The sequence below is a fragment of the Phyllobacterium sp. genome (assembly GCF_037994425.1).
Classification (GTDB): domain Bacteria; phylum Pseudomonadota; class Alphaproteobacteria; order Rhizobiales; family Rhizobiaceae; genus Phyllobacterium.
In genome coordinates this window covers 1-21,246 of the sequence record NZ_JBBNAM010000227.1, presented here as the reverse complement: position 1 = coordinate 21,246, position 21,246 = coordinate 1, and the positions used below count along the sequence as shown (strand labels likewise).

Sequence of the window (21,246 nt, the reverse complement as noted above, 5' to 3'; positions counted from 1 at the left end):
AAGTCACTGATAGGAGAACGCGGGTGTAGCTCAATGGTAGAGCAGCAGCTTCCCAAGCTGAATACGAGGGTTCGATTCCCTTCACCCGCTCCATCGATCTCTTCAATATCTTAGCAAAGTACTTTTCAATACCTTGGCAGGTACATTGTCCGTGTCATTGCAATGGATCGGCCTCCGGATTGGATTGGATAAAACGATATGGCGATTTTGTTCTTGGCGCTTGTGATCGGCATCGTAGCGGGATTGCGCGCCATGACTGCGCCAGCCGCGATTAGTTGGGCAGCTTATCTCGGTTGGCTGCACCTGGGTGAAAGTTGGCTGGCGTTCCTTGGATATTTCCTTATCCCATGGATACTCACCATCCTGGCAATCGTGGAACTGATCAACGATCAGAGGCCGTCGACGCCAAGCCGAAAGGTGCCGATACAATTCGGTGCACGCATCGTGATGGGAGCCTTGTGTGGCGGGGCCATTGGTGTCAACGGCGGCTCGGCGATAAGTGGCCTTGTCGCAGGCGCGATCGGCGCTGTTATTGGAACTCTGGGAGGCGCCGACATTCGTGGACGTCTTGCCAAGGGCTTTGGTCAAGATCGCCCGGCGGCACTCATTGAGGATGCTGTGGCTATCGTGAGCGCATTGTTGATCATTGTTGCCTTGCGATGACGTGAAACGCCTGACATGCCGGATATAAGGCTCGCTTCCGCTCAGCTGCTCCGTTGGTATTTATAGGAGCCGTGGCCTCCGCCACCCGATTGCCGAGCGGCGTGTCAGCCCGGCTGTTCAGTTTCTTGCTGCAACATCCCATTTTTGATGCCTTGATAGACCCATTTTCGGGATCGAGGGCTTACGACTCTAGCTTCGCGCTGCCGTGGAGTTGCGGACGACAAGCGACGCCGCCAATAACTCGTCGCCGATAGGAAGGGGGCGGGTACCGGTCGTAAGAGCCACGGCGCGCGCGGCAATCTGCTCGACCGGTTGCCGAATGGTCGTCAACCGTGGTGTCACCAATTCGGCGAGCGGAATATCATCGAACCCGACGACCGAAAAATCCTGCGGCACTTTCAGGTCAAGGTCATTGGCGGCTCGCATCAGGCCGATCGCCTGCTGGTCGCTGGCAGTTGCAATTGCAGTGGGGCGATGTCCGATCGCGCGGTTAAGGAGGATGTGCCCCAGGGTCTCGCCGGACGCGTAATTGAAATTGCCCTCAAGGACTTCCGGCTCGACGCCTTCGGCTGCAAGGGTGCCCACAAATCCGCTGCGCCGATCGCGCGAAACGGGAGCGTTCGCGGGCCCGGCTATATAGGCGATGCGCCGGTGGCCGAGATCGAGGAGATGGCGCGCCGCGAGTCCCGCCCCCGCGGCGTGGTCGACCGAGATCAGCGGATAGCCGCCTAGACGGCGGTCTACGGCGACCGTCGCGACGTTGCTCTTCCAGCCCTTTGAAGCGCCGAATTGCGTGGGCACGACGATGAGCCCGGTCGGATAGCTTTTCAGCAGACTCTCGATCTGATTGAGCTCGATCTTCGGATCTTCATTCGTGATCGACAGCAGAACCGAAAATCCCGCACGCGACGCGATCGCCTCGACGTGCTTGGCGAGTTCGGCAAAGAACGGATTGGTAATATCAGGTATCACCAATCCGATCATATCCGTGCGACTGCGACGCAATCCGCGTGCCACGCCGCTCGGCCTGAAATTCAGCTCGCGGATTGCCACGGTGACCTTCTCGCGCAGTGCTGTGCCGACCGTAGCGTTATTTGCCAGAACGCGCGACACCGTGCCGACAGAGACATTCGCGCGTGCCGCCACGTCCTTTATGTTCACGACCTTTGCGTGCGCCTTGTGTTTGGTCCTGTCGGGTCGGCCGGATCCGCTCATGCTTTGGTCAGTCTTTCGCGATATTTATCGAGGATGACGGCGAGGATTATCACAAAACCCGTTATCATCTGGCGCATAAAATCGCTGAGTCCCAAAAGAATGAGACCGTTGGCGAGGACGCCGATGATGCAGGCGCCGAGCAGGGTTCCAACCACGCTGCCGCGCCCGCCGCTAAGGCTTGTCCCACCGATGATTACCGCGGCAATGGCATTGAGCTCGAAACCGATGCCAATGATGGGGCTCGCGATGTTGAGACGAGCCATGTAGATAATGGCGCCAATGCCCACTGCCGCCCCACAGATGGTGAAGGCAGCGATCTTGTAGAGAAATACATTATGCCCGGCCAGTCGCGCAGCCTCCTCGTTGTTGCCGATCCCATAGAGCACCCGTCCGAACACCGTCTTGGCAAGCACGAACCAGGCGACGGCAACAAGGACCAGCGCAATCAGGAAGAGGACTGGCACGCCGTAGATTGTCCGTGAGCCGAAGGCATTGAAACCTGCAGGAAACGAATAGATCGTCGAGGCATTGGTCACCTGGAGGGCTGCGCCGCGCGCAATGTTGAGCGTGCCCAGCGTGACGATGAAGGAGGGGATTGCCCAATAAGCACTGATGAAGCCGTTGAAGAGGCCAAAGCCGATCCCGGCGATCACAGCGCTGACAACGGCAAGCGCGACGGCCAAGGCCGGATCAAGGCCGGGCAGCGTCATCACTGTGCCGGCAACGACGGCGCAGAACGAGAGGACCGAGCCAACGGAAAGATCGATCCCGCCAATGAGGATGACGAAAGTCATGCCGATGGAGAGGACAAGATTGATCGTTACCTGGGTCAGGATGTTGGTGATGTTGCTCGCCGTCAGGAAATGTTGAGTCGTCACCGAAAAGATGACGATGAGGACGACGAGCGCAAGGCCGATGCCGGCCTCCCGCAAGATGGTCTTCGATACTGCGGCAAAGTCGGGCCGCCCGGCGGAGCTGCGGTCGATATCAGTGCTGTCCATGGCGGCGTTCATCCTTGTAGGCCAAATTCAAAATATGCTCTTCTGAAAAGTCTTCGCGAGCGACCTCGCCGGCAATGCGATGCTTCGACATGACGAGGATCCGATCGCACAGCGTGATCAGTTCCGGCAGTTCGGAGGAGACGATAAGGAGCGCAAGCCCTTGCTCAGCAAGTCCCCGCAACAGCGCGTAGATCTCGGCCTTTGCTCCAACATCGACGCCGCGTGTCGGCTCGTCGAGCAGTAAAACTCGCGGCTTGTTGGCGAGCCACTTTGCCAGTACGACTTTCTGCTGGTTGCCCCCGGAAAGGGTCGACGCCGCATCGCGCGGACTTCCGTATTTGAGGCGCACCTCGCCGCCAAGTTTCTGGGTGAGGCGCGTTTCCTTGCCCCTGTCGAGCAGCCCCAGGCGCGAAATATCCTTGAGGCTGGCAAGTGTTACATTCGCTGCAATTGGCATGGAGAGGATCAGGCCCTCTTCCTTGCGGTCTTCGGTGACGAAGCCGATACCGTCGGCTATAGCATCGTTCGGTCCGCGATAGGCCCTCGGCTCCCCTTCGCGCTGCAACCGGCCCGACACGGGGATGTCCGCAGCAAAGATCGAGCGCAAAAGCTCGGTACGCCCGGAACCGACGAGCCCTGCAACGCCAAGCATTTCGCCGTAGTGAAGATCGAAGGAAATGCCGTCCGCATGCGGCGAGGCCGAATGGCGCAGATTACGCAGCGACAAGGCCGTCTTGCCGCTGGTATCCAGGGTCTTTTCCGCTGCCATTGCAGCGGCCAGTTGCCGGCCAACCATGTTGCTCACGAGCTGTTCAGGCGTCGTTGTGGCAATGTCAGCGGTCATGACGGAGGCGCCATTGCGCAACACCGTCACCCTGTCGCAAATGGCGAAAACTTCCTGCAGGTGGTGCGATACGAAAACAATGGCAACGCCCTTTGCCTTTAGACCGGCAATGATGCTGAACAAGCGTTGCGTTTCTCGCTCCGTCAAGGTCGCCGTCGGTTCGTCGAGGATCAGGATGCGGCTTTCGCCCATCAATGCGCGCGCGATTTCGACAAGCTGCCGGTGCGCAACGCCCAGCGATTCGACCGGACGGCGCACATCGACATCACCGAGTCCGATGGCATCCAGAGCCTTGCGGGCTTTGCCATAAAGACTCACGTAGTCGACGATCCCGAAACGCTTGTGCGGCATGTCCTCGAAGCAGATGTTTTCGGCGACCGAAAGGTAGGGCAGAAGGTTGAATTCCTGGTGCACGACCTGGATACCGGCCGATTTGGCGTCGCCCGGGGATTGCGGCTCATAGGGCAACCCGGCAAGCTCGATCGAACCGGCATCGCGCTGGATTATGCCGCAGAGAATCTTGATCAAAGTAGACTTGCCGGCCCCGTTTTCGCCGACGAGAGCGTGGACTTCGCCAGGGCGCAGCGAAAAGCTGACACCATCGAGCGCGACGACGCCGCCAAACCGCTTGCGAACGCCCGAAAGGTGCAGCAAGGCTTCGGCATCCGCGCCCGGGCGGATACCAGCATGCGTAGATTTTAGGTTTTCCATGGTGACCCGCCTGTGTCTCCGGCCGCACCATGCACGGTTCAGCCGGAGTTTCCGGTTTTGTCTATTTTACGTCGTCGGACGTGACGAGCTTGATATCGGTTTTGACCCAGCCCTCAAGCGGCTTGCCGCCCTTAAGTACGCCCAGCGCCTTGTCGACGGCGTTCGCAGCCATTTCCTGACCGAACTGGTCGACGGTCGCCAGCATCTTCTTTTCCTTCAGCAACGGTTGCACTGCCGGAATATTGTCGAAGCCGACCACCTCGATCTTGCCAGTCTTGCCCGCGGCATCGATTGCCTTGACAACGCCGAGTGCCATGGAGTCGTTGGCCGCCATCACACCCTGGATGTCCGGATGAGCGGTAAGCATATTGGAGAACAGCGTGTTGGCCTCCTCGGTCTCCCAATGAGCGGTGCGGGAGTCGAGAAGATCAAGCTTTCCGGCCTCAACTGAGTCCATGAAGCCAAGCTTGCGCTGCGCTGCATTGTCCGCGCCGGGGTTGCCTTCAATAATAACCACCTTTGCGCCTTGGCCAAGCTTTTTGGCCAGCGCATCACCGGCCAGCTTGGCGCCGCCGCGATTGTCCGGTCCGACAAATGCCAGGGTCAGCCCCGCTTCCTGCTTTGCCTTTTCGTCAAGGGCGACGTCGAAATTGATCACTGTAATGCCGGCATCTACTGCGCGCTTGATCGGCGGCACGAGAGCGCGCGAGTCGGCGGGCGCTATGACGATCGCATCGACTTTTTCGGTAATGAAACTTTCGACCGCATTGATCTGCGTGTCGATATCGGTCTCGGACTGCATGCCGACGGCCTTGAGAGTATAATCGCCGCGCTTTGCCTCATGCGCTTTCGCGCCTTCCAGCATGTTCTTGAAGAATTCATTGGCCAGGGATTTCATCACAAGGCCGACGACGGGTTTGTCGTCCGCGTGGCTGGCGACGGGCATGATAAGGGTTCCGGCCAGAAGGCTGGCGGCAATTACTTTAGAAAATCGCATTGTATTCCTCCCAGAATAACAAGTGTTTCGCCAGGTCCTCCGACATAGCGATGAAACGTTTCACCGCCTCAAGCTCGAAACGATTTCTGCTTGGAAATGGGCCACAATGAGTGAAACTTGTCAATATGAAACGTTTCATTGCGACTAACGTCGTAGATCTTGTCTTCCGGTCTTGAGGGCTCGCAGAAGGGTGGATCGCCGCGCCTCATCGAGAGGCGCGGCCAAGTAAACCCAGCTATTGCGGCGTCAAATTCTCCAGTTCCTTGAGTCGCTTCATGGCAGCTTCTTGCCGTAACATCCCGTAGTTGATGGCACCCGCATTGAGAGAACTGCCCGCCTGATAGGGGAATTCATCAAAGTCGGCGAAGAATTCCTTGATCTTTCCCTGGATCGGTACCAGCAGCCAAATGTTTCTGGCGAGGAAGTCCATGGCGCCTCCGCCCTCTTCCAATCCCCGCTCGTAAGGGTCCATCCGGAGATTGGCGATGAGTGCCCAGGCAGGTATTTCGCGCGTTCCGGTTGCAATGTTCCCATGGGAGACTGCAAAGCTGAGCTTCCAATCGTTCCACCTAATGGCGTTAAGGTTTCCCCCTTGGTCAAATAGTAAACGGTATCCCTTGGAGGGTCCTTGGCCTCGCCTTTGAGCAAGGATGTGAGGTCATAGCCGTCAAGATGAACCTTGAAGGTCTTTGAGCCCGCCTGGAAGCCGCTTTTCATCTTATCCCTGATGTCGGGAATGCCGGCGGCCGTGGCAAAGGTAGGCATCCAGTCCATGAGAGTGACGATTTCGTTGACCTGCGTTCCTGGCTTAACAACACCCGGCCAGCGCACCATCATCGGAATGCGGAAACCGCCTTCCCACGTCGTTCCCTTCTCACCGTGGAACGGTGTCATGGCGCCGTCCGGCCAAAGCGCGATTTCGGCACCATTGTCCGTCGTATAGAGGACGATGGTATCTTCGGTGATGCCGAGGTCGTCGAGTTGTTGCAGAAGTTCACCGACCATTCCGTCATGCTCGACCATGCCGTCCGCATGAATGCCCTTGCCCGTTTTGCCCAATGACTCCTTCTTGAGATGGGTGAAAACGTGCATCCGCGTCGCGTTGAACCAGACAAAGAACGGTTTGTCGGCCTTGTGCTGGGGGTCGATGAAATCCTTGGCGGCTGCCAGGAATTCCTCGTCAATCGTCTCCATGCGCTTCGTATTCAGCGCACCCGTATCCTCTATCTTGCCGTCAGCGTAAGAGTGGATGACGCCGCGAGGGCCGTATTTCTTGCGAAATTCCGGATCCTTTGGATAGAAATAACCTTCAGGCTCTTCCTCGGCATTGAGATGATAAAGATTGCCGAAGAACTCGTCGAAACCGTGATTGGTCGGCAAATGCTCGTCATGATCGCCGAGATGGTTTTTCCCGAATTGACCTGTCGCGTAGCCCTTCGTCCTCAAGACATCGGCAATGGTCGGCATCCACTCCTGGATCCCGTGAGGATCTCCTGGCATGCCGATCGTAAGTAGCCCGGTACGGAAGGGTTCCTGGCCAAGGATGAATGAGGCGCGTCCGGCGGTACAACTCTGCTGACCATAAGAATCCGTGAAAATGGCGCCTTCGGCCGCTATGCGGTCGATGTTGGGTGTGCGGTAACCCATGAGGCCCATCGTATAAGCGCTGATCTGGGGTATGCCGATATCGTCACCGAATATGACGAGGATGTTCGGCGACTTTCCGCTCGACTGCGTTGCGTTTTGCTGGCCGTGCGCCGGATTGACCGAAGCGCCTGATGCCAGTACGGACGTGGCGGCAAATATAGTTCCGCCCAGGAGGAGGTCGCGGCGGCTGACGCTGCTGGAATGGGTTGCGGCCTCCGCCGCCTCTTTGATCTTGTCGATTTCGCCGACTTTGCTCATTAGGAAGCTCCTTGTTCGAAGATTTCTGTTACGCCATTTCAAAATTCGACAGAGCATTCGTGGCCGAGGCGCTGGGACAATCCAAGTACGTTACTGTTACAACCGAATGGGGCTATTACGCGCGTTGGCGCTATCGTGGGTTGCATAACGCAGTTAAAATGCGACAGCGGGCGGATCTCGATCCGCACCTTGAACGCGATGCGGTATCGCCGTATGTCAGTTAAATCGCAGACAAGGATACGCCGGAGAAAACATGTCGGAAGGAATGAACCGTTTCTTGGGCGATACGCCCGGCCGGGTTCTCGTAAAGCTAATCGTCGTATCACTTGTCGTCGGTGTGGTCATGAGCGCGTTCGACTGGTCGCCGATGGATATACTTTACGGTATCGAGAATTTTGTCCGCCGCATCTGGAATCTAGGCTTTGGAGCGATCGAACGGTTTGCCGGCTATTTCCTACTCGGCGCTGTCGTCGTCATTCCCTGCTTCATCCTGCTGCGGCTTTTGAGTTATCGTCGCTGAGAAAAACGTGTGGTAGCCAGACCTATTGAGGAAAAAGCTTCATGTCCGAAACAAAATCGCTTGTTCCGCGCCGCAACTTTCTTGTCCTAGCCGCCGGGGCGGCGCTCCTGCCCCTGGCGGGCTGTCAATCGGCGGCGCCACTGGCGCGGCTCCCGGGAAAGAGCGCTGGTGTTTCGGCTTCGGGTAGCGCCAATCTGGCGGCGATCCGCTCTTCGAAGGGGCTCGGCCCGCTTTCGCCGAGCTCCGCATTGGAGCGGGCGGCTTTGCAGCAAGCCGGCTATATGGCCAGTTCCGGACGCATGAGCCATTCGACGAGCTGGAATCGCGGTTTTGCCTCGCGCATACGCGGCGCGGGAATCCATGGACCGGCCGCAGAGAACATCGCCAGGGGCCAATGGGACATGAATCAGGTTTTCGCCCAGTGGATGGCATCACCGCCGCATCGCCGCAATATGCTCGATCCGCAATTCAGCCATTTCGGACTTGCCTACGCGGAGTCGGGCACCCAACGCTATTGGGTGCTGGTCCTTGGCGTGTAGGAAGAAAAGCTAGTTTGAGGTGACCTAATCCATCCATCCCCAATAGTACTGGTAAACGCTCCAAACCAGTGGCATAGAGCATGGACAGCCTTTCAGGTTGCAAGCTCGGTGCCTTCATGAATATCGAAGTTCCTTCGTCGCCAGGTTCCAAGGTTGTTCGCCCGTTCGAGGTGACCAACCGGTTGATGCTTGCGATCACGATTCCGGTCATGCTGGCATCTTTGACGACGCCACTGCTTGGCCTTGTCGATACAGCCGTCATCGGTCAGGTTGGCGACCCGCATCTTTTGGGAGGGCTTGCCATCGGCGCCCTCGTATTCGATTTTCTATTCTCGACCATGAACTTTCTGCGTGCAGGTACAACCGGCCTCGTGGCGCAAGCCATGGGCCGGCACGATGACGTCGAGCAGCAAGCCGTGTTCTGGCGGGCAATCGGCATTGCAGTGGTAGCCGGCTTGCTATTCATCGCGGTAACACCTTTGATTTTGGAAGCGACCATCAGCTTCATGGACCCCGATCCGGCCGTCGCCGAAGCCATGTCGACCTATGTCTCGATAAGGCTGCTCTCGTCGCCCATGGCGCTCGGCAATTTCGTGGTGTTGGGTCTTCTGCTTGGTCAAGGCAAGGCCATGCAGGGCCTCTATCTGCAGTTGCTGCTGAATGGCGTGAACGTGATCATGACAATCTGGCTGGGCCTCATCATGGGCTGGGGTGTCAAAGGTATCGCCTGGGGCACGGTACTCGGCGAAACCTCGGCCTTGGTCGTCGGACTTTCTATGATCTACCTGCAGTTTCGCGCGGTACCCAATCCATCCCGCAAGCGCGTTCTTGATGCGCATGAAATACGTCGGATGTTCGCGGTCAATCGCGATATAATGCTGCGCTCTTTCTTCCTGTTAATCGCCTACGCCTATTTCACCCGGGCCGGAACCCAGGCGGGTGCCGTTACGCTTGCGACCAATGCCGTGCTGATGAACTTCCTCTTGATTTCGGGCTATCTGATCGACGGGGTTACGACGGCCGCCGAACAGATTTCCGGTCGTGCCGTTGGCGCGAACTACCGGCCCGCTTTTGACCGCGGCGTGAAGCTTTCGTTCCTTTGGGGAATGATACTTGCTTCGGTAATGGCGCTGTTCTTCTTGACCTTCGGCGATACGATCGTCGCCTTCCTGATCAAATCGGAAGAAGTCCAGGCCATGGCATCAGTCTATTTGCCTTGGGCTGCGCTGGCACCCGTCGTCGGTCTTCTCGCCTTCCACATGGATGGTGTCTTCATCGGCGCGACCTGGTCGCGCGACATGCGCAACATGATGATCCTGTCGCTCGCGGGCTATTTTGCCGCTTACTATATTCTGCCTCAGTATCTGGGCAATCACGGCCTTTGGCTGGCGCTGCACCTGTTCCTTGGACTGCGCGGCATTTCGCTTCTGTCCATCCTTCCCAGTCGGGCGCGGTTGCAGTTTGCTGACTAGGCCGGGAGTGGCTCGGTCGCCCATTCGTTGACGTCGCAGTCGCGCAGGGCGGCGACGGTTGTGATACGGTCGCGTTTCAATGCCGCCGAGAGGTCTTTGACGATTTCGCTGGCAAGGCCAGGACCGGCATAGATCATGCTGGTGTAGAGCTGAACCAGGTCCGCGCCGGCACGAATCTTCGCAAGGACGGTTGCTGCACTGTCGACACCGCCGACGCCGATCAGCGGTAGCTCGGCGCCAACACGCTGCCGCATTTTTGCCAGGACGATGGTTGAGCGATTAAACAATGGAGCGCCGGACAGCCCTCCCGTCTCGCGCGCATTCTTCGTCCCCTTGAGGCCCGCGCGGGACAGGGTCGTATTGGAAATGATCAAGCCGTCGAGCGGATGGAGGGCAATTTCCGCCGCGATATCATCGAGGCTGGCTTCAGGCAGGTCGGGTGCGATCTTGAGGAAGACGGGCCGCTTGACGCCTTTCTGCGCGTCACGCTCCTCAAGCACCCTTTCGAGCAGTTCCCTCAAACTGTCGCGCGCCTGCAGGTCGCGGAGACCCGGCGTGTTTGGTGAGGATATGTTGACGGTGAAATAGCTTGCGACCGCGTGGAATTTGCGGATCCCGGCCACATAATCCGCCACCCGGTCAGGAGAATCCTTGTTGGCTCCGATATTGACCCCGACAATGCCGGAGCGGTTCCGCCGCTCAGTCAAACGTTGGAAGGCGGGATCGTGGCCCTCATTGTTGAACCCGAGCCGGTTAATCACCGCGCGATCTTCGACAAGCCGGAATATACGCGGTTTGGGATTGCCGGATTGCGCGAGGGGTGTGAGCGTGCCAACCTCGGCAAATCCAAATCCGAGCTTGAGCAGAGCGTCGGGCACTTCGGCGTTCTTGTCGTAGCCGGCGGCCATGCCGAGCGGATTGGGAAAGCTGAGACCAGCGACTGTGACGCGCAGCGCCGGGTCGTTCATGGGCGAGCAACCGGGGACGAAGCCACTTTTCAGGGCCTTGATCGACAGCGCATGTGCGTCCTCCGGATCGAACGAGAACAGCACCTTGCGACCGATCGCCTGAAACAGCCTGCTCATTACTGCATCTCCGGGAACTGGTGACGCCCGTCGTGGCCAAGGGGGAGGGGCTTGACCCATGCGACGGCATCGAGCGGGAGCGTGGCATAAAGATGCGGAAAGAGATCGCTGCCGCGCGAGACTTCATATTTGAGCGCTTCACCAAGCCGCTCAGTCTCAACGGCAATAAGCAGCAGGTCATCTTGGCCAGCAAAATGCCTGGCCGCTGTCTCTACAGCTTGGTTCGCCGTCGAAAAATGGATGAAGCCATCAGCGTGATCGATGGGCGCGCCGTCAAAGACCCCACTGGCTTCAGCTGCCTGCCAAAGCGTGCGCGGCGCAATCTTGAATATCAGGTGATTCATAGACGCTCTTAGTAGTCGCAAAAACGGCTTGCGCAAAGTGCAGAGTCAAACGTTTTCAGGAATTTTCGGCCTATTCCAGATTTTCGGCGTATTATTGCGTTAGGTTTCGAGTAGGCAACATTGGAGGTCCATCATGGCACCATTTCGCATATTGCTCATCGCGTTTGCAGTCGGACCCCTATGCGCGCTTCCGGCGCTGGCTGAGGAATCCTCGAGCTATACGCTTGAAAAGACGGCAGACGGCTTCGTGCGCATGAACAACAAAACCGGCGAGATGTCGATCTGCCAGGAAAAATCAGGACAACTGGTTTGCAAGGTCGCCGCCGAGGAACGTACAGCCTATGAAGAGGACATAGCTGATCTCAAAGGCCGCGTCTCCAAGCTTGAGGATACGGTTGCTGCCATGGGCAAGATACCGCCGATCGTGCGCGACGCGCTTCCTTCGGACGAGCAGTTCGAAAAGAGCCTGAGCTACATGGAAAAATTCATGCGCCGCTTCATGGGTATCGCCAGAGAATTCGGGTATGACGGCGAAGGCAGCAAGCCGGCGCCTCAGACGCTAGAGAAAACCTGACTCGGCCATGACAGCAGAGTGTCAGGAGCCATTTCCGGAGCAGTAATTTGTTCTTGATTTGTTCGAGTGTTTGACTGACATTGTCCGCTCACAACTTTTCTCTCGGAGCGATACGATGATTGCAGTGCCAACACTGATTGGGGAGGTATCGATCAGGCTCTTTGTTCGTCACGGCGACCAGCAAAAGGCGCTTGATTTCTATGAGAACGTTTTCGGCGCCAGGATTGTCGGGCGCCCTTACCTGCACAACGGCGAACTTATCGCCGCGGAACTTCGTATGGGCGCGTCGGTTCTTATGATCGTCGGAGCCAATCCGAAGCGAGATGCGGATGCTTCACTTGGCGGGCCGAGGTCCATTCACGCGATTGGTGCAACTCCGGTCATGCTCGATGTTCACGTCGATGACGTGGACCGGGTGATGCATCATGCCGTCGCCGAGGGCGGCAAAGTGCGCAATGCGGTGGAAACGCTCGAAGGCGGCGACCGGGCGGGTGTGCTCGTGGATCCGTTCGGTCATTTGTGGGTGCTTAAATCACGGCAGAAGCATTTGGCCGCATGAAAAGCCGGCCCCGCGGGGCCGGCAAGGGATTGGTCTATCTAGGCCGCAAACCGCTTCGTCGCATGGATCAGTTCGTGGACGATACCCGGTTCACTAACGGCATGGCCTGCATCCTCAACGATGCGCAGGTCCGCTTCTGGCCAAACCTTCTTGAGGTGCCAGGCATTGAGCAAAGGCGTGCACATGTCGTAGCGGCCGTGGACAATGACCCCTGGAAGGTCGCGGATCAGATGTGCATTGCGCAACAAATGATCGTCCGTTTCGAAGAAGCCACGGTTCTGGAAATAGTGACATTCGATACGGGCGAATGCGATGGCGAAGTAATCATTGGAAAAGGCTGCTTCACGAGCGGGGTCAGGAAGAAGCGAGAGCGCCGATCCTTCCCAGCGCGCCCACAGCTTGGCAGCCTGCAACTGGACGGCCGGATCAGGGTCAGTCAAACGCCGATAATAGGCCGCGATCATGTCGTCGCGCTCGTCTTCGGGAATGTGGGCCTGGTACGCCTCAAAACGATCCGGATAGATGATGCTCGCGCCATTCGAGTAGAACCATTCGATCTCGAAACGCCGGATCATGAAGATGCCGCGCAGTATCAGTTCACTGACACGGTCCGGATGCGTTTGCGCATAGGCGAGGCCGAGAGTTGACCCCCATGAGCCGCCGAAGACCTGCCATTTGTCAATGTTGAAATGGTTGCGAATCTTTTCCATGTCGGCAACGAGATCCCAAGTGGTGTTCTCGTTGAGTTCGGCGTGCGGCGTCGACTTTCCGCAGCCGCGCTGATCGAAAAGGATGATGCGATACTTTTCCGGATCGTGCAGGCGGCGCATCGTCGGATTGATGCCGCCTCCAGGCCCCCCATGGATCATGATCACCGGTTTGCCATTCGGATTACCGCATTCCTCCACATGAATCGTGTGAAGCTCGGAAACTTGCAGCATTTCCTCCGAAGTAGGTTGAAGCTCAGGGTAAAGAATGTTTGTGATCATACGTCCCACTTTCAAGAATTATCCCCACGCCAAATAATTGCTCGGGAATGCGGTTTTGCCAAGGCAATTCAACCGGATCGGCATACCTCGAAGGCTGACAAAACTTTCGCGTGTACCAAATTGCTCTTGATATATCAGTCGATTCAGATTTAGTCATTAGCATTACGGCTTTTGGATTAAGACTGCTGCAATTTCAGCAACAAGGACTTTCAAATCATGAAATACCGATTTCTTATTGTGGATGATCACCCTCTTTTCAGGGGGGCATTGAAACTTGCGCTTACCTCGCCAACTAACAATGTCGAAATTCTCGAAGCGGCGATATTGAAACCGCAAAGGCATTTATCCAAGCCGATTCCGATATCGATCTTTTGTTGCTTGACCTTTCGCTAAACGGCGTCGGCGGCCTTACGGGTTTCGTGGCGCTGCGTGCATTGCAAGCTTCGCTTCCAATCGCCATCGTTTCGGCTACCGACGATCCGATTACAATCCGTGCCGCGATCGCACTCGGCGCATCGGGCTTCATCTCCAAATCTTCCAGTCCGGAACATATCAAGGAAGCGGTACAGACGATTCTTGATGGAGGGATCTGGTCGCCGCTTAGCGACAATGACGATGATTTGCTTGACCCCGATATGATTGAGCTCATTCGTTGCATTCGCAAATTGACGCCCCAGCAAGGACGGGTTTTGAGCATGATGGCTGATGGTATGCTCAACAAGCAGATCGCCCACGAGCTCAGTGTTTCAGAAGCCACGATCAAGGCACATGTGTCCGCCGTTCTCTACAAGCTCGGCGTTGAAAGCCGCACGCAGGCAGTGATCCGGCTGGCACGCTTCAAGGAGGATGCGATGCCAAGCCAGCCCCTGATGTAATCAAGCCATTTATTCCGCGGCAATCGCCTGCCGGAAATGCGAAAGCAGTGCTCGCAGGGCGGCCGGTCGGACTGGCTTGTGGATGATTGTAATATCCTCGGCATTGGCGTGATCCCGAACCGCGTTCGAGCGGTCTGCCGTGACGAGTGCCGCCGGAACATGGAGCTGAAAGTGTTCGCGCGCATAACCGATAATATCGATCCCGCTTTCATCGCGCAGGTTGTAGTCCGCGAGAATAACGTCGGGAGCAGGCGGATTGTCCTGGCAATAGGCCTTCAATTTCTCTCCGCTATCCAACATCACAACGCTGCAGCCCCACGTTGCGAGCAACTCCTTTAGACCCGCAAGGGATTGATTGTCGTCGATGCAAAGTACGGACAATCCGGACAAGGCCGTGGCGGGTCGAATTGCTCGGATTTCTTCATTCGCGGGTAGGGATTGCGTCGTGGATACCGGAATGGTCACCGAGAACATCGATCCCTCGTTCGGCGTGGATTTTACCCGTATCGAAAGTTCGAGCATCTTCGCAATCCGCTCGACGATGGAGAGCCCAAGCCCAAGTCCGTCCGATATCTTCATTCCTCCCGACAGACGGGTGAATTCTCGAAATATGTTTTCCAGTTGCGTCTGGGGGATGCCGATGCCGGTATCGAAGACCTGCAGTTCGATCTTCGCCCCTCGCCTGCGCGCGCCGACGAGCACCCTGCCGTTTCGGCAATATTTGATGGCGTTAGAGACAAGGTTTTGTACGAGCCTGCGCAGCAGATTACGGTCGGTTGCGACCACGACCGAACTCATCACTACCTCGAGTTTCAGACCCTTCGCCTGCGCGCTCGGCGAAAAGTCGCGGACGATCTGTTCGAGCAAGGTATCGAGCCGGAAGACGGAGACAACCGGTTTCAGCGCCCCTGTATCAAGGCGTGAAATGTCGAGGAGGGCGTTGATAATGACCTCGACGGCTTCAAGCGACGAATCGACGTTGCTGACAAGCTGCTTTTCGCGTGAATTGCCGAGGCGCTCCATGAGGGACGACGAATAAAGCCGCGCTGCATTCAAGGGTTGCAGAATGTCGTGACTGGCATCGGCGAGGAAACGCGTTTTGCCGATATTGGCCTCTTCGGCCCGTTGCTGGGCTTTGGCCGATTGCTGGTTGGCCAGCGTAAGTTCGTTGGTGCGGTCGCGAACGCGTCGCTCCAGCGATTCATTTGTCTGGCGCAACAGATTATCTGCATTCACGGCATGCGTGACATCCGTCAACGTTGTGACCAGACCGCCGTCCGGGATCGGGTTGGAGCGGACTTCGATTATCTGCCCGGTAGACTTGAGCGTGATCCGCCATGGTGCACTCGAATTCGTTAGTTGGCGTACAAAAGCCTGGTCGGTTGCATCCGAAAGGTTCTCGCGTTCGAAGAGGAACTGGACGATGCTATGCATGGGCGTGCCCATGCGCTGGAGGTCTTTGGGAAGGTTGAGCAAAAGGCGGAACTGGGCATTCCAGCAACTGAGCCGATACTGGGGATCGAAAACGCAAATGCCCTGGTCCATCTGATCGAGCGCGGTTTGCAGCAGATAACGGTTCTGTGCCAGCGCATCGGTCGCGTGTTCGAGCAAGATCTGGGCCCGGCGCTGTGCGGGACCGGTCGGGCCCATGGCAAGTGACAGGATCATCCGCGCCGAGGGCGAGCCGACGATGCCGGACAGAAGCTGTTCGGCAAAGTGCACAGTCTTGAAATCCGCCGCATCCTCGTCGTCGAGCAGGATGTTCTCGCGCTTGTGGAACGAGGCAAATGCTGTTTCGGCTTGCTCATTGCCGACATATCTCGAGATTGTCGATTTGAGTTGCCCGACGGTGATGCTGGGCTGGAGGGCACCGACTGTAGTCGTCAACGGCGTTCTGTCGGCAATGAAAATCGAGGCCTGGATCCGCTCGAGTGGTGTGGTGCTGCGTGACAGTGACCCTGCTATGAAGAACGCGATATTCGCGGCAAGGCTGAAGAAAAGCGCGTGGACATACCCGGCAGCTTCGACGCCGAAGAGCGCCTGCGGCTTCAGGGCGACGATGCCAAATGGACCCTCGGCGAGCAATGCGGAGGTTGGCGCAATGAGCGTCGGCAGGACCATAGTATAGAACCAGACGCCAAAACCCGCGATCATGCCCCAACTTGCTCCGCGCGCCGTACCGCGGCGCCACACGAGCGCGGCGACGAAGGGCGGTACGAGTTGCATGATGGCCACGGCCGAGATCAGCGCAAGGTCGGCAAAATCCATCTTCCAGGAAACGAGATATTGATAAATCCCGGCAGCTGCGAGAATGGCGATGAGCGACCAGCGCCGGATTCGCGGTATGATCTTGGTGAAATCCTTGGATCCGGCGCCGCCATCTGCAGCGGATCGCAGCAGCAGCGGCAGCATCAGATCGTTGGTGATCATGATCGAAAGCAAAATGGAGGGAGCGATGATCATCGCGGTCGCAGCCGGTACCCCGCCGGCAAAAGCAATGGTGGTCAGCCATCGATGTCCGGCAATGATCGGAACGCAGATGAAGTAGAAATCCGACGCTGCGTCAACAGGGAGCATCAGGGCTCCGGCGACGGCGATGGGAATTACGAAGATTCCGCCGATGAACAAAAGAAGAGGTGCAAGCCAACGGGCAACACGCAATTCGCCGCCACCCCTGTGTTCGACGATCGTCAGATAAAACTGGTTGGGCAGTAACAAGACCGACGCTGCACCGATCAGCATGAGCGCCATCAGGTTTGCGGGCGATACCCTGGCATTGAGGGCGGGGATCTGCCGTTGACCCTCTATCATCTGGCCTATCGTTTCGGTGGGCAAACTGAAGAGGATGCCAACGACGGCGATCCCTACAAAGACGAAGACAGCGACTTTGACGGCCGTGGCGACCGCTACGGCTTTCACGAGACCGTCATATCGATCCTTGAGATGTGGCGCGCGAGCAGCAAAATACACTGTGTAGGCTGCGATCCCAAACTGGATCAGCACCACGAGGGCTTCCTGGTGAACGGTATTTTCCCCTACATGATCGTTAAAGATGTCGATCAGTTCGTGTGTAGCAGCCAGCTGCAAAGAAATGTAAGGAATGAGACCGATGGTCGTTATCGCCGTAACCAGGGCCGCGACGGAGAAGCTCTTGCCGTAGCGTGCGCCGATAAAGTCGGAGATGGATTTGATGCCCTCCGATTTCGCCAGCTGCGCGACCCTTGCGAGAACGGGAAATCCGACTGTAAACACCAGCACCACGCCGATGAAAACGCCAGCGCACTCCAATCCGTTTTTTGCAGCGTAACTGACACTTCCGTAGTAGAGCCATGAGGTACCGCTGGCGGCAAGGCACATAGAATATACGACGGGCCGGGGCAGACGGAGGCGACCGGGAAACCGGTCGGCGCGCTTCACGACCAAGGATTGGAACGCCAGGTAAAGCGCTATGATTAGGGTTGCAACAGCCAAGCCCATCATGGGCTTTACCTTCCGTTATTTTGTTTCAACCAATTCCGCCACAATGGATTTTCGACTTGCCCGCTGAACGTCAGGCCCGCTAATACTATTGGAAAAAGTCGAACGTCTATCAATAATTTCAAAACAAGTCGAAAGGCCGGGTTTTCCGGTGTTTTCAAGTGTGCGCTTTTGTGCGAAGTCGTATTCGGCAGCTGCTCGGTAACTTATTGATATATATTAATAATAAAAAGTTATGTGTGTGCAAGCGTGTGCTGGTGTGCTTTGTTATTGCATCGCTCCAGAGTGGGGTCAGATGTGGGGAAAACCGGTTACCAAACCACTATTTGGTGCGTATATTTGCGTGAACGAAACGAGATCAAAAACATGCGCCCAAGATACAAATTGACTGCTACACAAGTTGCCAAAACCAAGTTTCAACCGAACACCAAAGTGTCCGATGGCGGCGGTCTTTACCTCAATATTTCGAAGGGCGGTTCCAAGTCGTGGATCGTGTTGCTGACGCGTGATGGCGTTCGCAAGGAAATCGGCATCGGACCGGTCGCTGACGTGACGTTGGAGGAAGCTCGCACCAAATGCGACGAGTTGCGCAAGGTTGCCACAGGTGGTGAATGCCCGCTGCAATTCAAACGGGCGAGGCAAAATGACCTCACCGTCAAGCAGGCTTGTGAACAGTTCATGGCCTTGCACGAGAAGGACTGGAAACGCGCGACCGTTAAACAGCGTTGGCAGCAGATCATCGACCAACATTTAGGGGACTTGAGTGGGAAGAGCGTTCGCAAAGTCACGCGTAATGATGTTGCCGCAGTGCTGCAAATGCTGTGGCGCGAAAAACATTCAACCGCTCGTTTCCTGCAATCGATGTTGTACCGGACTTTGAATTGGTGTTCTGCCACAGGAAGACGCGATGAGAACGCCGCAAATCCGGCTGATTGGTCGCGCCTCAAACACACGCTCCCAAAGAAAAAGGTCGGCGGGAACTTCGCATCGATGCCTTATGAGGACGTGCCGGCGTTCGTTGCGCGATTGCGCAAGAAGCGTGTCCTGAGTGCGCGACTTTTAGAGGTGATAGTGCTCACGTGCGTTCGCAAGAATGAAGCGATGGGCATGACCTGGAGCGAAGTCGATCTGGACAAAGGTCTTTGGACGATCCCGGCTGTACGCATGAAAGGCAACGCCGAACACACGGTCTGGTTGTGCCCACGAGTGATTGAAATATTGACCGCGATAAGGGCCGCGGCCCCGTTAAGGCGTGAGATTGCCACAGGTAGGCCAACTAACGATGTAATCCCGACTGCGCTTGTCTTTCTGTCATCGCAAACCGGTAAACAGTACGCGCCGAAGACCATGAACATTCTGGTGCCGGAGTTTACGGTTCATGGCTTCCGGTCGAGTGCAAGAACGTATTTGAGCAACGAGACCGACGTGCCATTTGAAACGTGTGAGGAAATCTTATCTCACAAAGTAGGTGATGCCGTGTCTCAAGCGTACAGGCGCGGGGTCGCGTTCAAAAAGATGCAAGTTGCATGGGGGAAGTGGGCTGCTTACGTCGGATGAACTTCAGCCGCGCTTGCGCTTGCCCCACTTCGGATCGGGCTTGCCGGTGTTGGCCGTTCGCAATGGTTCCGCCTCCATGTAGATGTTGGCTTCCCTCGCTGCTTCAACGAACGCAACGCGAGCGACTGCTGCCGAGCATCCGCCTTCTAGGCACTTCAGCATGATCGCGCGTGCCATGAGATGTTTGGGGCCTGTTTCATCGGGCCACTCTTGCAGCAAGAATACAGCGGCGTCGTAAGCTGATGTAATCGCTACAAGCTGCCCGGGCTTTCGCCCGAAAACCTGCACCATTTTGAATGTTCGATAATCCTCATACATCCCCGCAATGTAGGCGACGATGGAGCGATTTCGAATCAATCATTTTTCTTATTTATTGTCAGTATCGATGCAACCGCCCGGTTTGCCTCCGCCGAGATCAGATGGCGTCTCTAAATAATCCACGAACGTTTGCGGTACCCGTTGTTGGGCGATTTTCCGTTTCGATGCGACACCGTTCATAGCACTCGTTCGAAAGGGCTGGCGAGCCAGTTGAAAGTTGAAATACCAGCGGCCATGTTGAGGGCCGCCCTGAATACGGTATGTGCGTCCAATGGAAATGCCAGACGCAATTGCAATTAAGTCATCTGGCTTTTGACGTTTATCCAAATGGATGGGCTTCCACGTTATCTGCCCAGCTCCATCGTTGCCCGATTTCACAGTAGATACACGATCGCTATGGCGAGGGCTACGCCGATGAAGAAAAGCCCACCGTATATGAAAGAGGTCCGCAGATTTGGAGCGGTGCGCTTCTCGTTATATTCGTCATAAGCTTTCTGCATCGCCGCAACTCCTAATAGCGGGACGGTGGATTGGGGGCCACCGTCCCATGGACCCCCTAGATTGGAGCGTAAGGGAGCAGGGTCCAGCTGACGGGATTGCCAGCAAGTTCATAACGTTAAACTGCAAAGTCGGTTCCGCTTGGATTGGGGAATCAAAAAAGGGGCGATGAGCTTGCGCACACCGCCGAGCAGCCTTCGCCTCCCTGGGGGTGGGGAGCCATGGCGAGGGCTATTAGCTGACTTGCAAAGGGTGTCAGTCAGCATCTGCATCAATGCGAAAATCACGTCGGTGTTCCTGATCGATCTACCGAAACACCAGCCAACACATGATTATGGCAACGCCGATGAAGAAGACCGTGTAAATCATGAACGAGCCTTGGCTGGGTGGGGGAGGCGTTTACCTTCATCGAATTGGTTGGGCATCCCGGTTGCTACCCCCTGCGAGTGATTTGGCCGTCATCCATCTCAAAAATGCCAACCGTTCCACCTTGGGCGATGAAGTCCGCTCTAAGCTCGCCCCATGTTCCAAGTGATATCCAGCCGCAACGGTCAATCCGAGCGATCTGTTGATCCGCCCGAGACTTGATTTTCATTGGCGGGAGTGTCCATACGGATAATTTCACCCTCGCGCATGGAAAAGACGCCGTGGCCTCCGCCCTGCTCATAGAAATCCCGTTCAAGCTCGCCCCACGTTCCCATAAAATGTCCGCAGGAGCTGCAGCGGATGGGCGTGTTCAAATCCACGTTGCCTGCGAGCGTGAGATAGATGGTCTGACAGTTCGGGCATTCGAGCTTGCTATCCAGCCGCCGCGACATGATAGCCTCCAGCGTATCTGTTGGTCATGATCTCGGTGATCAGATTTTCCTGAAACACTGCTGCCGACACGATTGCAGCTTCGTCGCGAAGCCCCTCGTCAAACAGGGTCATGACGCGTCGCGCAAGACGGTCGGCATCTGCGTGCGATTTTGGACAGCGCTGCAATTGCTTCGACGCCTTGAAGTGGGCGCGCTGCATCAGGTTCCAATCTTCGCTTGAATAAGAATGTTTTCTGAGACGACGCATGAACATGTCCTCCCGCGCTTACTTGGGCGAGAGCGCAC

21 protein-coding genes, 1 tRNA gene and 2 pseudogenes are annotated in these 21,246 nt (G+C 56.6%); 10 read left to right on the top strand and 14 right to left on the bottom strand.

Translation table 11 applies throughout. The features are described 5' to 3' along the window. The first annotated feature begins 19 nt into the window (after positions 1-19). Together AAAB35_RS15925 and AAAB35_RS15920 are read left to right on the top strand one after the other, a co-directional pair. Positions 20-93 (top strand) — tRNA-Gly (locus tag AAAB35_RS15925). Positions 94-198: 105 nt separating this feature from the next. After that, positions 199-663, top strand: coding sequence for a DUF4126 domain-containing protein (locus AAAB35_RS15920; protein ID WP_340669266.1), 465 nt, complete (start codon positions 199-201; stop codon positions 661-663). A gap of 189 nt (positions 664-852) precedes the next feature. Here AAAB35_RS15920 and AAAB35_RS15915 read toward each other — a convergent pair whose 3' ends face one another. From AAAB35_RS15915 to AAAB35_RS15895, 5 genes and pseudogenes are all read right to left on the bottom strand, one after another. Beyond that, positions 853-1,878 (bottom strand): LacI family DNA-binding transcriptional regulator, encoded by a 1,026-nt coding sequence (locus AAAB35_RS15915; RefSeq protein WP_340669265.1) that lies wholly within the window; start codon positions 1,876-1,878, stop codon positions 853-855. Further along, a complete protein-coding gene (locus tag AAAB35_RS15910; RefSeq protein WP_340669264.1) occupies positions 1,875-2,879 on the bottom strand; it encodes an ABC transporter permease in 1,005 nt (334 codons plus the stop codon). The genes AAAB35_RS15915 and AAAB35_RS15910 overlap by 4 nt, the downstream gene beginning before the upstream one ends. Then, positions 2,866-4,434 carry a sugar ABC transporter ATP-binding protein gene (locus AAAB35_RS15905; RefSeq protein ID WP_340669263.1) on the bottom strand — a complete coding sequence of 523 codons (1,569 nt, stop codon included), beginning with the start codon at positions 4,432-4,434 and terminating at the stop codon, positions 2,866-2,868. Before AAAB35_RS15905 ends, AAAB35_RS15910 begins: the two co-directional genes overlap by 14 nt. Before the next feature lie 61 nt (positions 4,435-4,495). Then, positions 4,496-5,431, bottom strand: coding sequence for a sugar ABC transporter substrate-binding protein (locus AAAB35_RS15900; protein WP_340669262.1), 936 nt, complete (start codon positions 5,429-5,431; stop codon positions 4,496-4,498). 235 nt (positions 5,432-5,666) lie between these two features. Next, positions 5,667-7,336: pseudogene (locus tag AAAB35_RS15895) on the bottom strand (arylsulfatase). A gap of 11 nt (positions 7,337-7,347) precedes the next feature. Between AAAB35_RS15895 and AAAB35_RS15890 the strand changes: the two are divergent. The 4 genes from AAAB35_RS15890 to AAAB35_RS15875 all read left to right on the top strand — a co-directional run bounded on the left by AAAB35_RS15890 (position 7,348) and on the right by AAAB35_RS15875 (position 9,867). Then, positions 7,348-7,560, top strand: coding sequence for a hypothetical protein (locus tag AAAB35_RS15890; RefSeq protein ID WP_340669260.1), 213 nt, complete (start codon positions 7,348-7,350; stop codon positions 7,558-7,560). Between the two features lie 29 nt (positions 7,561-7,589). Beyond that, complete coding sequence (locus AAAB35_RS15885) at positions 7,590-7,856, top strand: DUF6460 domain-containing protein (protein WP_340669259.1); 267 nt, start codon at positions 7,590-7,592, stop codon at positions 7,854-7,856. 41 nt (positions 7,857-7,897) lie between these two features. Further along, complete coding sequence (locus tag AAAB35_RS15880; RefSeq protein WP_340669257.1) at positions 7,898-8,395, top strand: CAP domain-containing protein; 498 nt, start codon at positions 7,898-7,900, stop codon at positions 8,393-8,395. Positions 8,396-8,511: 116 nt separating this feature from the next. Further along, positions 8,512-9,867 carry an MATE family efflux transporter gene (locus AAAB35_RS15875; protein ID WP_340669291.1) on the top strand — a complete coding sequence of 452 codons (1,356 nt, stop codon included), beginning with the start codon at positions 8,512-8,514 and terminating at the stop codon, positions 9,865-9,867. Here AAAB35_RS15875 and AAAB35_RS15870 read toward each other — a convergent pair. Both AAAB35_RS15870 and AAAB35_RS15865 read right to left on the bottom strand, forming a co-directional pair. Next, on the bottom strand, positions 9,864-10,952 hold the full coding sequence (locus tag AAAB35_RS15870) for a quinone-dependent dihydroorotate dehydrogenase (protein ID WP_340669256.1): 1,089 nt from the start codon (positions 10,950-10,952) through the stop codon (positions 9,864-9,866). The two genes, AAAB35_RS15875 and AAAB35_RS15870, sit on opposite strands and share 4 nt — an antisense overlap. Continuing rightward, positions 10,952-11,296: a DUF952 domain-containing protein gene (locus AAAB35_RS15865; RefSeq protein ID WP_340669255.1), complete on the bottom strand. Its 345-nt coding sequence runs from the start codon at positions 11,294-11,296 to the stop codon at positions 10,952-10,954. The genes AAAB35_RS15870 and AAAB35_RS15865 overlap by 1 nt, the downstream gene beginning before the upstream one ends. Positions 11,297-11,429: 133 nt before the next feature. Here AAAB35_RS15865 and AAAB35_RS15860 point away from each other — a divergent pair, with 133 nt between their 5' ends. Both AAAB35_RS15860 and AAAB35_RS15855 read left to right on the top strand, forming a co-directional pair. Continuing rightward, the gene (locus tag AAAB35_RS15860) at positions 11,430-11,870 is read left to right on the top strand and encodes a hypothetical protein (protein WP_340669253.1); all 441 of its coding nucleotides are present in this window, start codon (positions 11,430-11,432) and stop codon (positions 11,868-11,870) included. Positions 11,871-11,985: 115 nt separating this feature from the next. Continuing rightward, complete coding sequence (locus AAAB35_RS15855; protein ID WP_340669252.1) at positions 11,986-12,429, top strand: VOC family protein; 444 nt, start codon at positions 11,986-11,988, stop codon at positions 12,427-12,429. 38 nt (positions 12,430-12,467) lie between these two features. Here the strand turns inward: AAAB35_RS15855 and pip are convergent, their stop codons facing one another. Continuing rightward, complete coding sequence (pip, locus tag AAAB35_RS15850; RefSeq protein ID WP_340669251.1) at positions 12,468-13,418, bottom strand: prolyl aminopeptidase; 951 nt, start codon at positions 13,416-13,418, stop codon at positions 12,468-12,470. Positions 13,419-13,634: 216 nt separating this feature from the next. On the opposite strand from pip, the pseudogene AAAB35_RS15845 reads away from it, so the two are divergent. Then, positions 13,635-14,293, top strand: a pseudogene (locus AAAB35_RS15845) (response regulator transcription factor). A gap of 9 nt (positions 14,294-14,302) precedes the next feature. Here the strand turns inward: AAAB35_RS15845 and AAAB35_RS15840 are convergent. Next, positions 14,303-17,773 carry a NahK/ErcS family hybrid sensor histidine kinase/response regulator gene (locus AAAB35_RS15840; RefSeq protein ID WP_340669250.1) on the bottom strand — a complete coding sequence of 1,157 codons (3,471 nt, stop codon included), beginning with the start codon at positions 17,771-17,773 and terminating at the stop codon, positions 14,303-14,305. A gap of 294 nt (positions 17,774-18,067) precedes the next feature. Between AAAB35_RS15840 and AAAB35_RS15835 the strand changes: the two genes are divergently transcribed. Continuing rightward, complete coding sequence (locus AAAB35_RS15835) at positions 18,068-19,327, top strand: integrase arm-type DNA-binding domain-containing protein (protein ID WP_340669249.1); 1,260 nt, start codon at positions 18,068-18,070, stop codon at positions 19,325-19,327. Between the two features lie 3 nt (positions 19,328-19,330). Here AAAB35_RS15835 and AAAB35_RS15830 read toward each other — a convergent pair whose 3' ends face one another. The 5 genes from AAAB35_RS15830 to AAAB35_RS15810 all read right to left on the bottom strand — a co-directional run bounded on the left by AAAB35_RS15830 (position 19,331) and on the right by AAAB35_RS15810 (position 21,208). Further along, the gene (locus AAAB35_RS15830) at positions 19,331-19,684 is read right to left on the bottom strand and encodes a DUF982 domain-containing protein (protein WP_340669248.1); all 354 of its coding nucleotides are present in this window, start codon (positions 19,682-19,684) and stop codon (positions 19,331-19,333) included. A 9-nt stretch (positions 19,685-19,693) separates the two neighbouring features. Continuing rightward, on the bottom strand, positions 19,694-19,972 hold the full coding sequence (locus AAAB35_RS15825) for a hypothetical protein (protein WP_340669246.1): 279 nt from the start codon (positions 19,970-19,972) through the stop codon (positions 19,694-19,696). 47 nt (positions 19,973-20,019) lie between these two features. Beyond that, a complete protein-coding gene (locus tag AAAB35_RS15820; RefSeq protein ID WP_340669245.1) occupies positions 20,020-20,145 on the bottom strand; it encodes a hypothetical protein in 126 nt (41 codons plus the stop codon). A 549-nt stretch (positions 20,146-20,694) separates the two neighbouring features. Continuing rightward, positions 20,695-20,961, bottom strand: a complete 267-nt coding sequence (locus AAAB35_RS15815) for a hypothetical protein (protein WP_340669244.1) — start codon at positions 20,959-20,961, stop codon at positions 20,695-20,697. Next, positions 20,942-21,208 (bottom strand): hypothetical protein, encoded by a 267-nt coding sequence (locus AAAB35_RS15810; protein WP_340669243.1) that lies wholly within the window; start codon positions 21,206-21,208, stop codon positions 20,942-20,944. The genes AAAB35_RS15815 and AAAB35_RS15810 overlap by 20 nt, the downstream gene beginning before the upstream one ends. Between the last annotated feature and the right edge of the window lie 38 nt (positions 21,209-21,246).

Coding starts and splice junctions, on each gene's coding strand:
- AAAB35_RS15875 (WP_340669291.1), top strand. CDS start 8,512: ATGAATATCGAAGTTCCTTCGTCGCCAGGTTCCAAGGTTGTTCGCCCG.
- AAAB35_RS15815 (WP_340669244.1), bottom strand. CDS start 20,961: ATGTCGCGGCGGCTGGATAGCAAGCTCGAATGCCCGAACTGTCAGACC.
- AAAB35_RS15900 (WP_340669262.1), bottom strand. CDS start 5,431: ATGCGATTTTCTAAAGTAATTGCCGCCAGCCTTCTGGCCGGAACCCTT.
- AAAB35_RS15885 (WP_340669259.1), top strand. CDS start 7,590: ATGTCGGAAGGAATGAACCGTTTCTTGGGCGATACGCCCGGCCGGGTT.
- AAAB35_RS15920 (WP_340669266.1), top strand. CDS start 199: ATGGCGATTTTGTTCTTGGCGCTTGTGATCGGCATCGTAGCGGGATTG.
- AAAB35_RS15840 (WP_340669250.1), bottom strand. CDS start 17,773: ATGATGGGCTTGGCTGTTGCAACCCTAATCATAGCGCTTTACCTGGCG.
- AAAB35_RS15820 (WP_340669245.1), bottom strand. CDS start 20,145: ATGCAGAAAGCTTATGACGAATATAACGAGAAGCGCACCGCTCCAAAT.
- AAAB35_RS15855 (WP_340669252.1), top strand. CDS start 11,986: ATGATTGCAGTGCCAACACTGATTGGGGAGGTATCGATCAGGCTCTTT.
- AAAB35_RS15810 (WP_340669243.1), bottom strand. CDS start 21,208: ATGCGTCGTCTCAGAAAACATTCTTATTCAAGCGAAGATTGGAACCTG.
- AAAB35_RS15880 (WP_340669257.1), top strand. CDS start 7,898: ATGTCCGAAACAAAATCGCTTGTTCCGCGCCGCAACTTTCTTGTCCTA.
- AAAB35_RS15860 (WP_340669253.1), top strand. CDS start 11,430: ATGGCACCATTTCGCATATTGCTCATCGCGTTTGCAGTCGGACCCCTA.
- AAAB35_RS15905 (WP_340669263.1), bottom strand. CDS start 4,434: ATGGAAAACCTAAAATCTACGCATGCTGGTATCCGCCCGGGCGCGGAT.
- AAAB35_RS15870 (WP_340669256.1), bottom strand. CDS start 10,952: ATGAGCAGGCTGTTTCAGGCGATCGGTCGCAAGGTGCTGTTCTCGTTC.
- pip (WP_340669251.1), bottom strand. CDS start 13,418: ATGATCACAAACATTCTTTACCCTGAGCTTCAACCTACTTCGGAGGAA.
- AAAB35_RS15910 (WP_340669264.1), bottom strand. CDS start 2,879: ATGGACAGCACTGATATCGACCGCAGCTCCGCCGGGCGGCCCGACTTT.
- AAAB35_RS15865 (WP_340669255.1), bottom strand. CDS start 11,296: ATGAATCACCTGATATTCAAGATTGCGCCGCGCACGCTTTGGCAGGCA.
- AAAB35_RS15915 (WP_340669265.1), bottom strand. CDS start 1,878: ATGAGCGGATCCGGCCGACCCGACAGGACCAAACACAAGGCGCACGCA.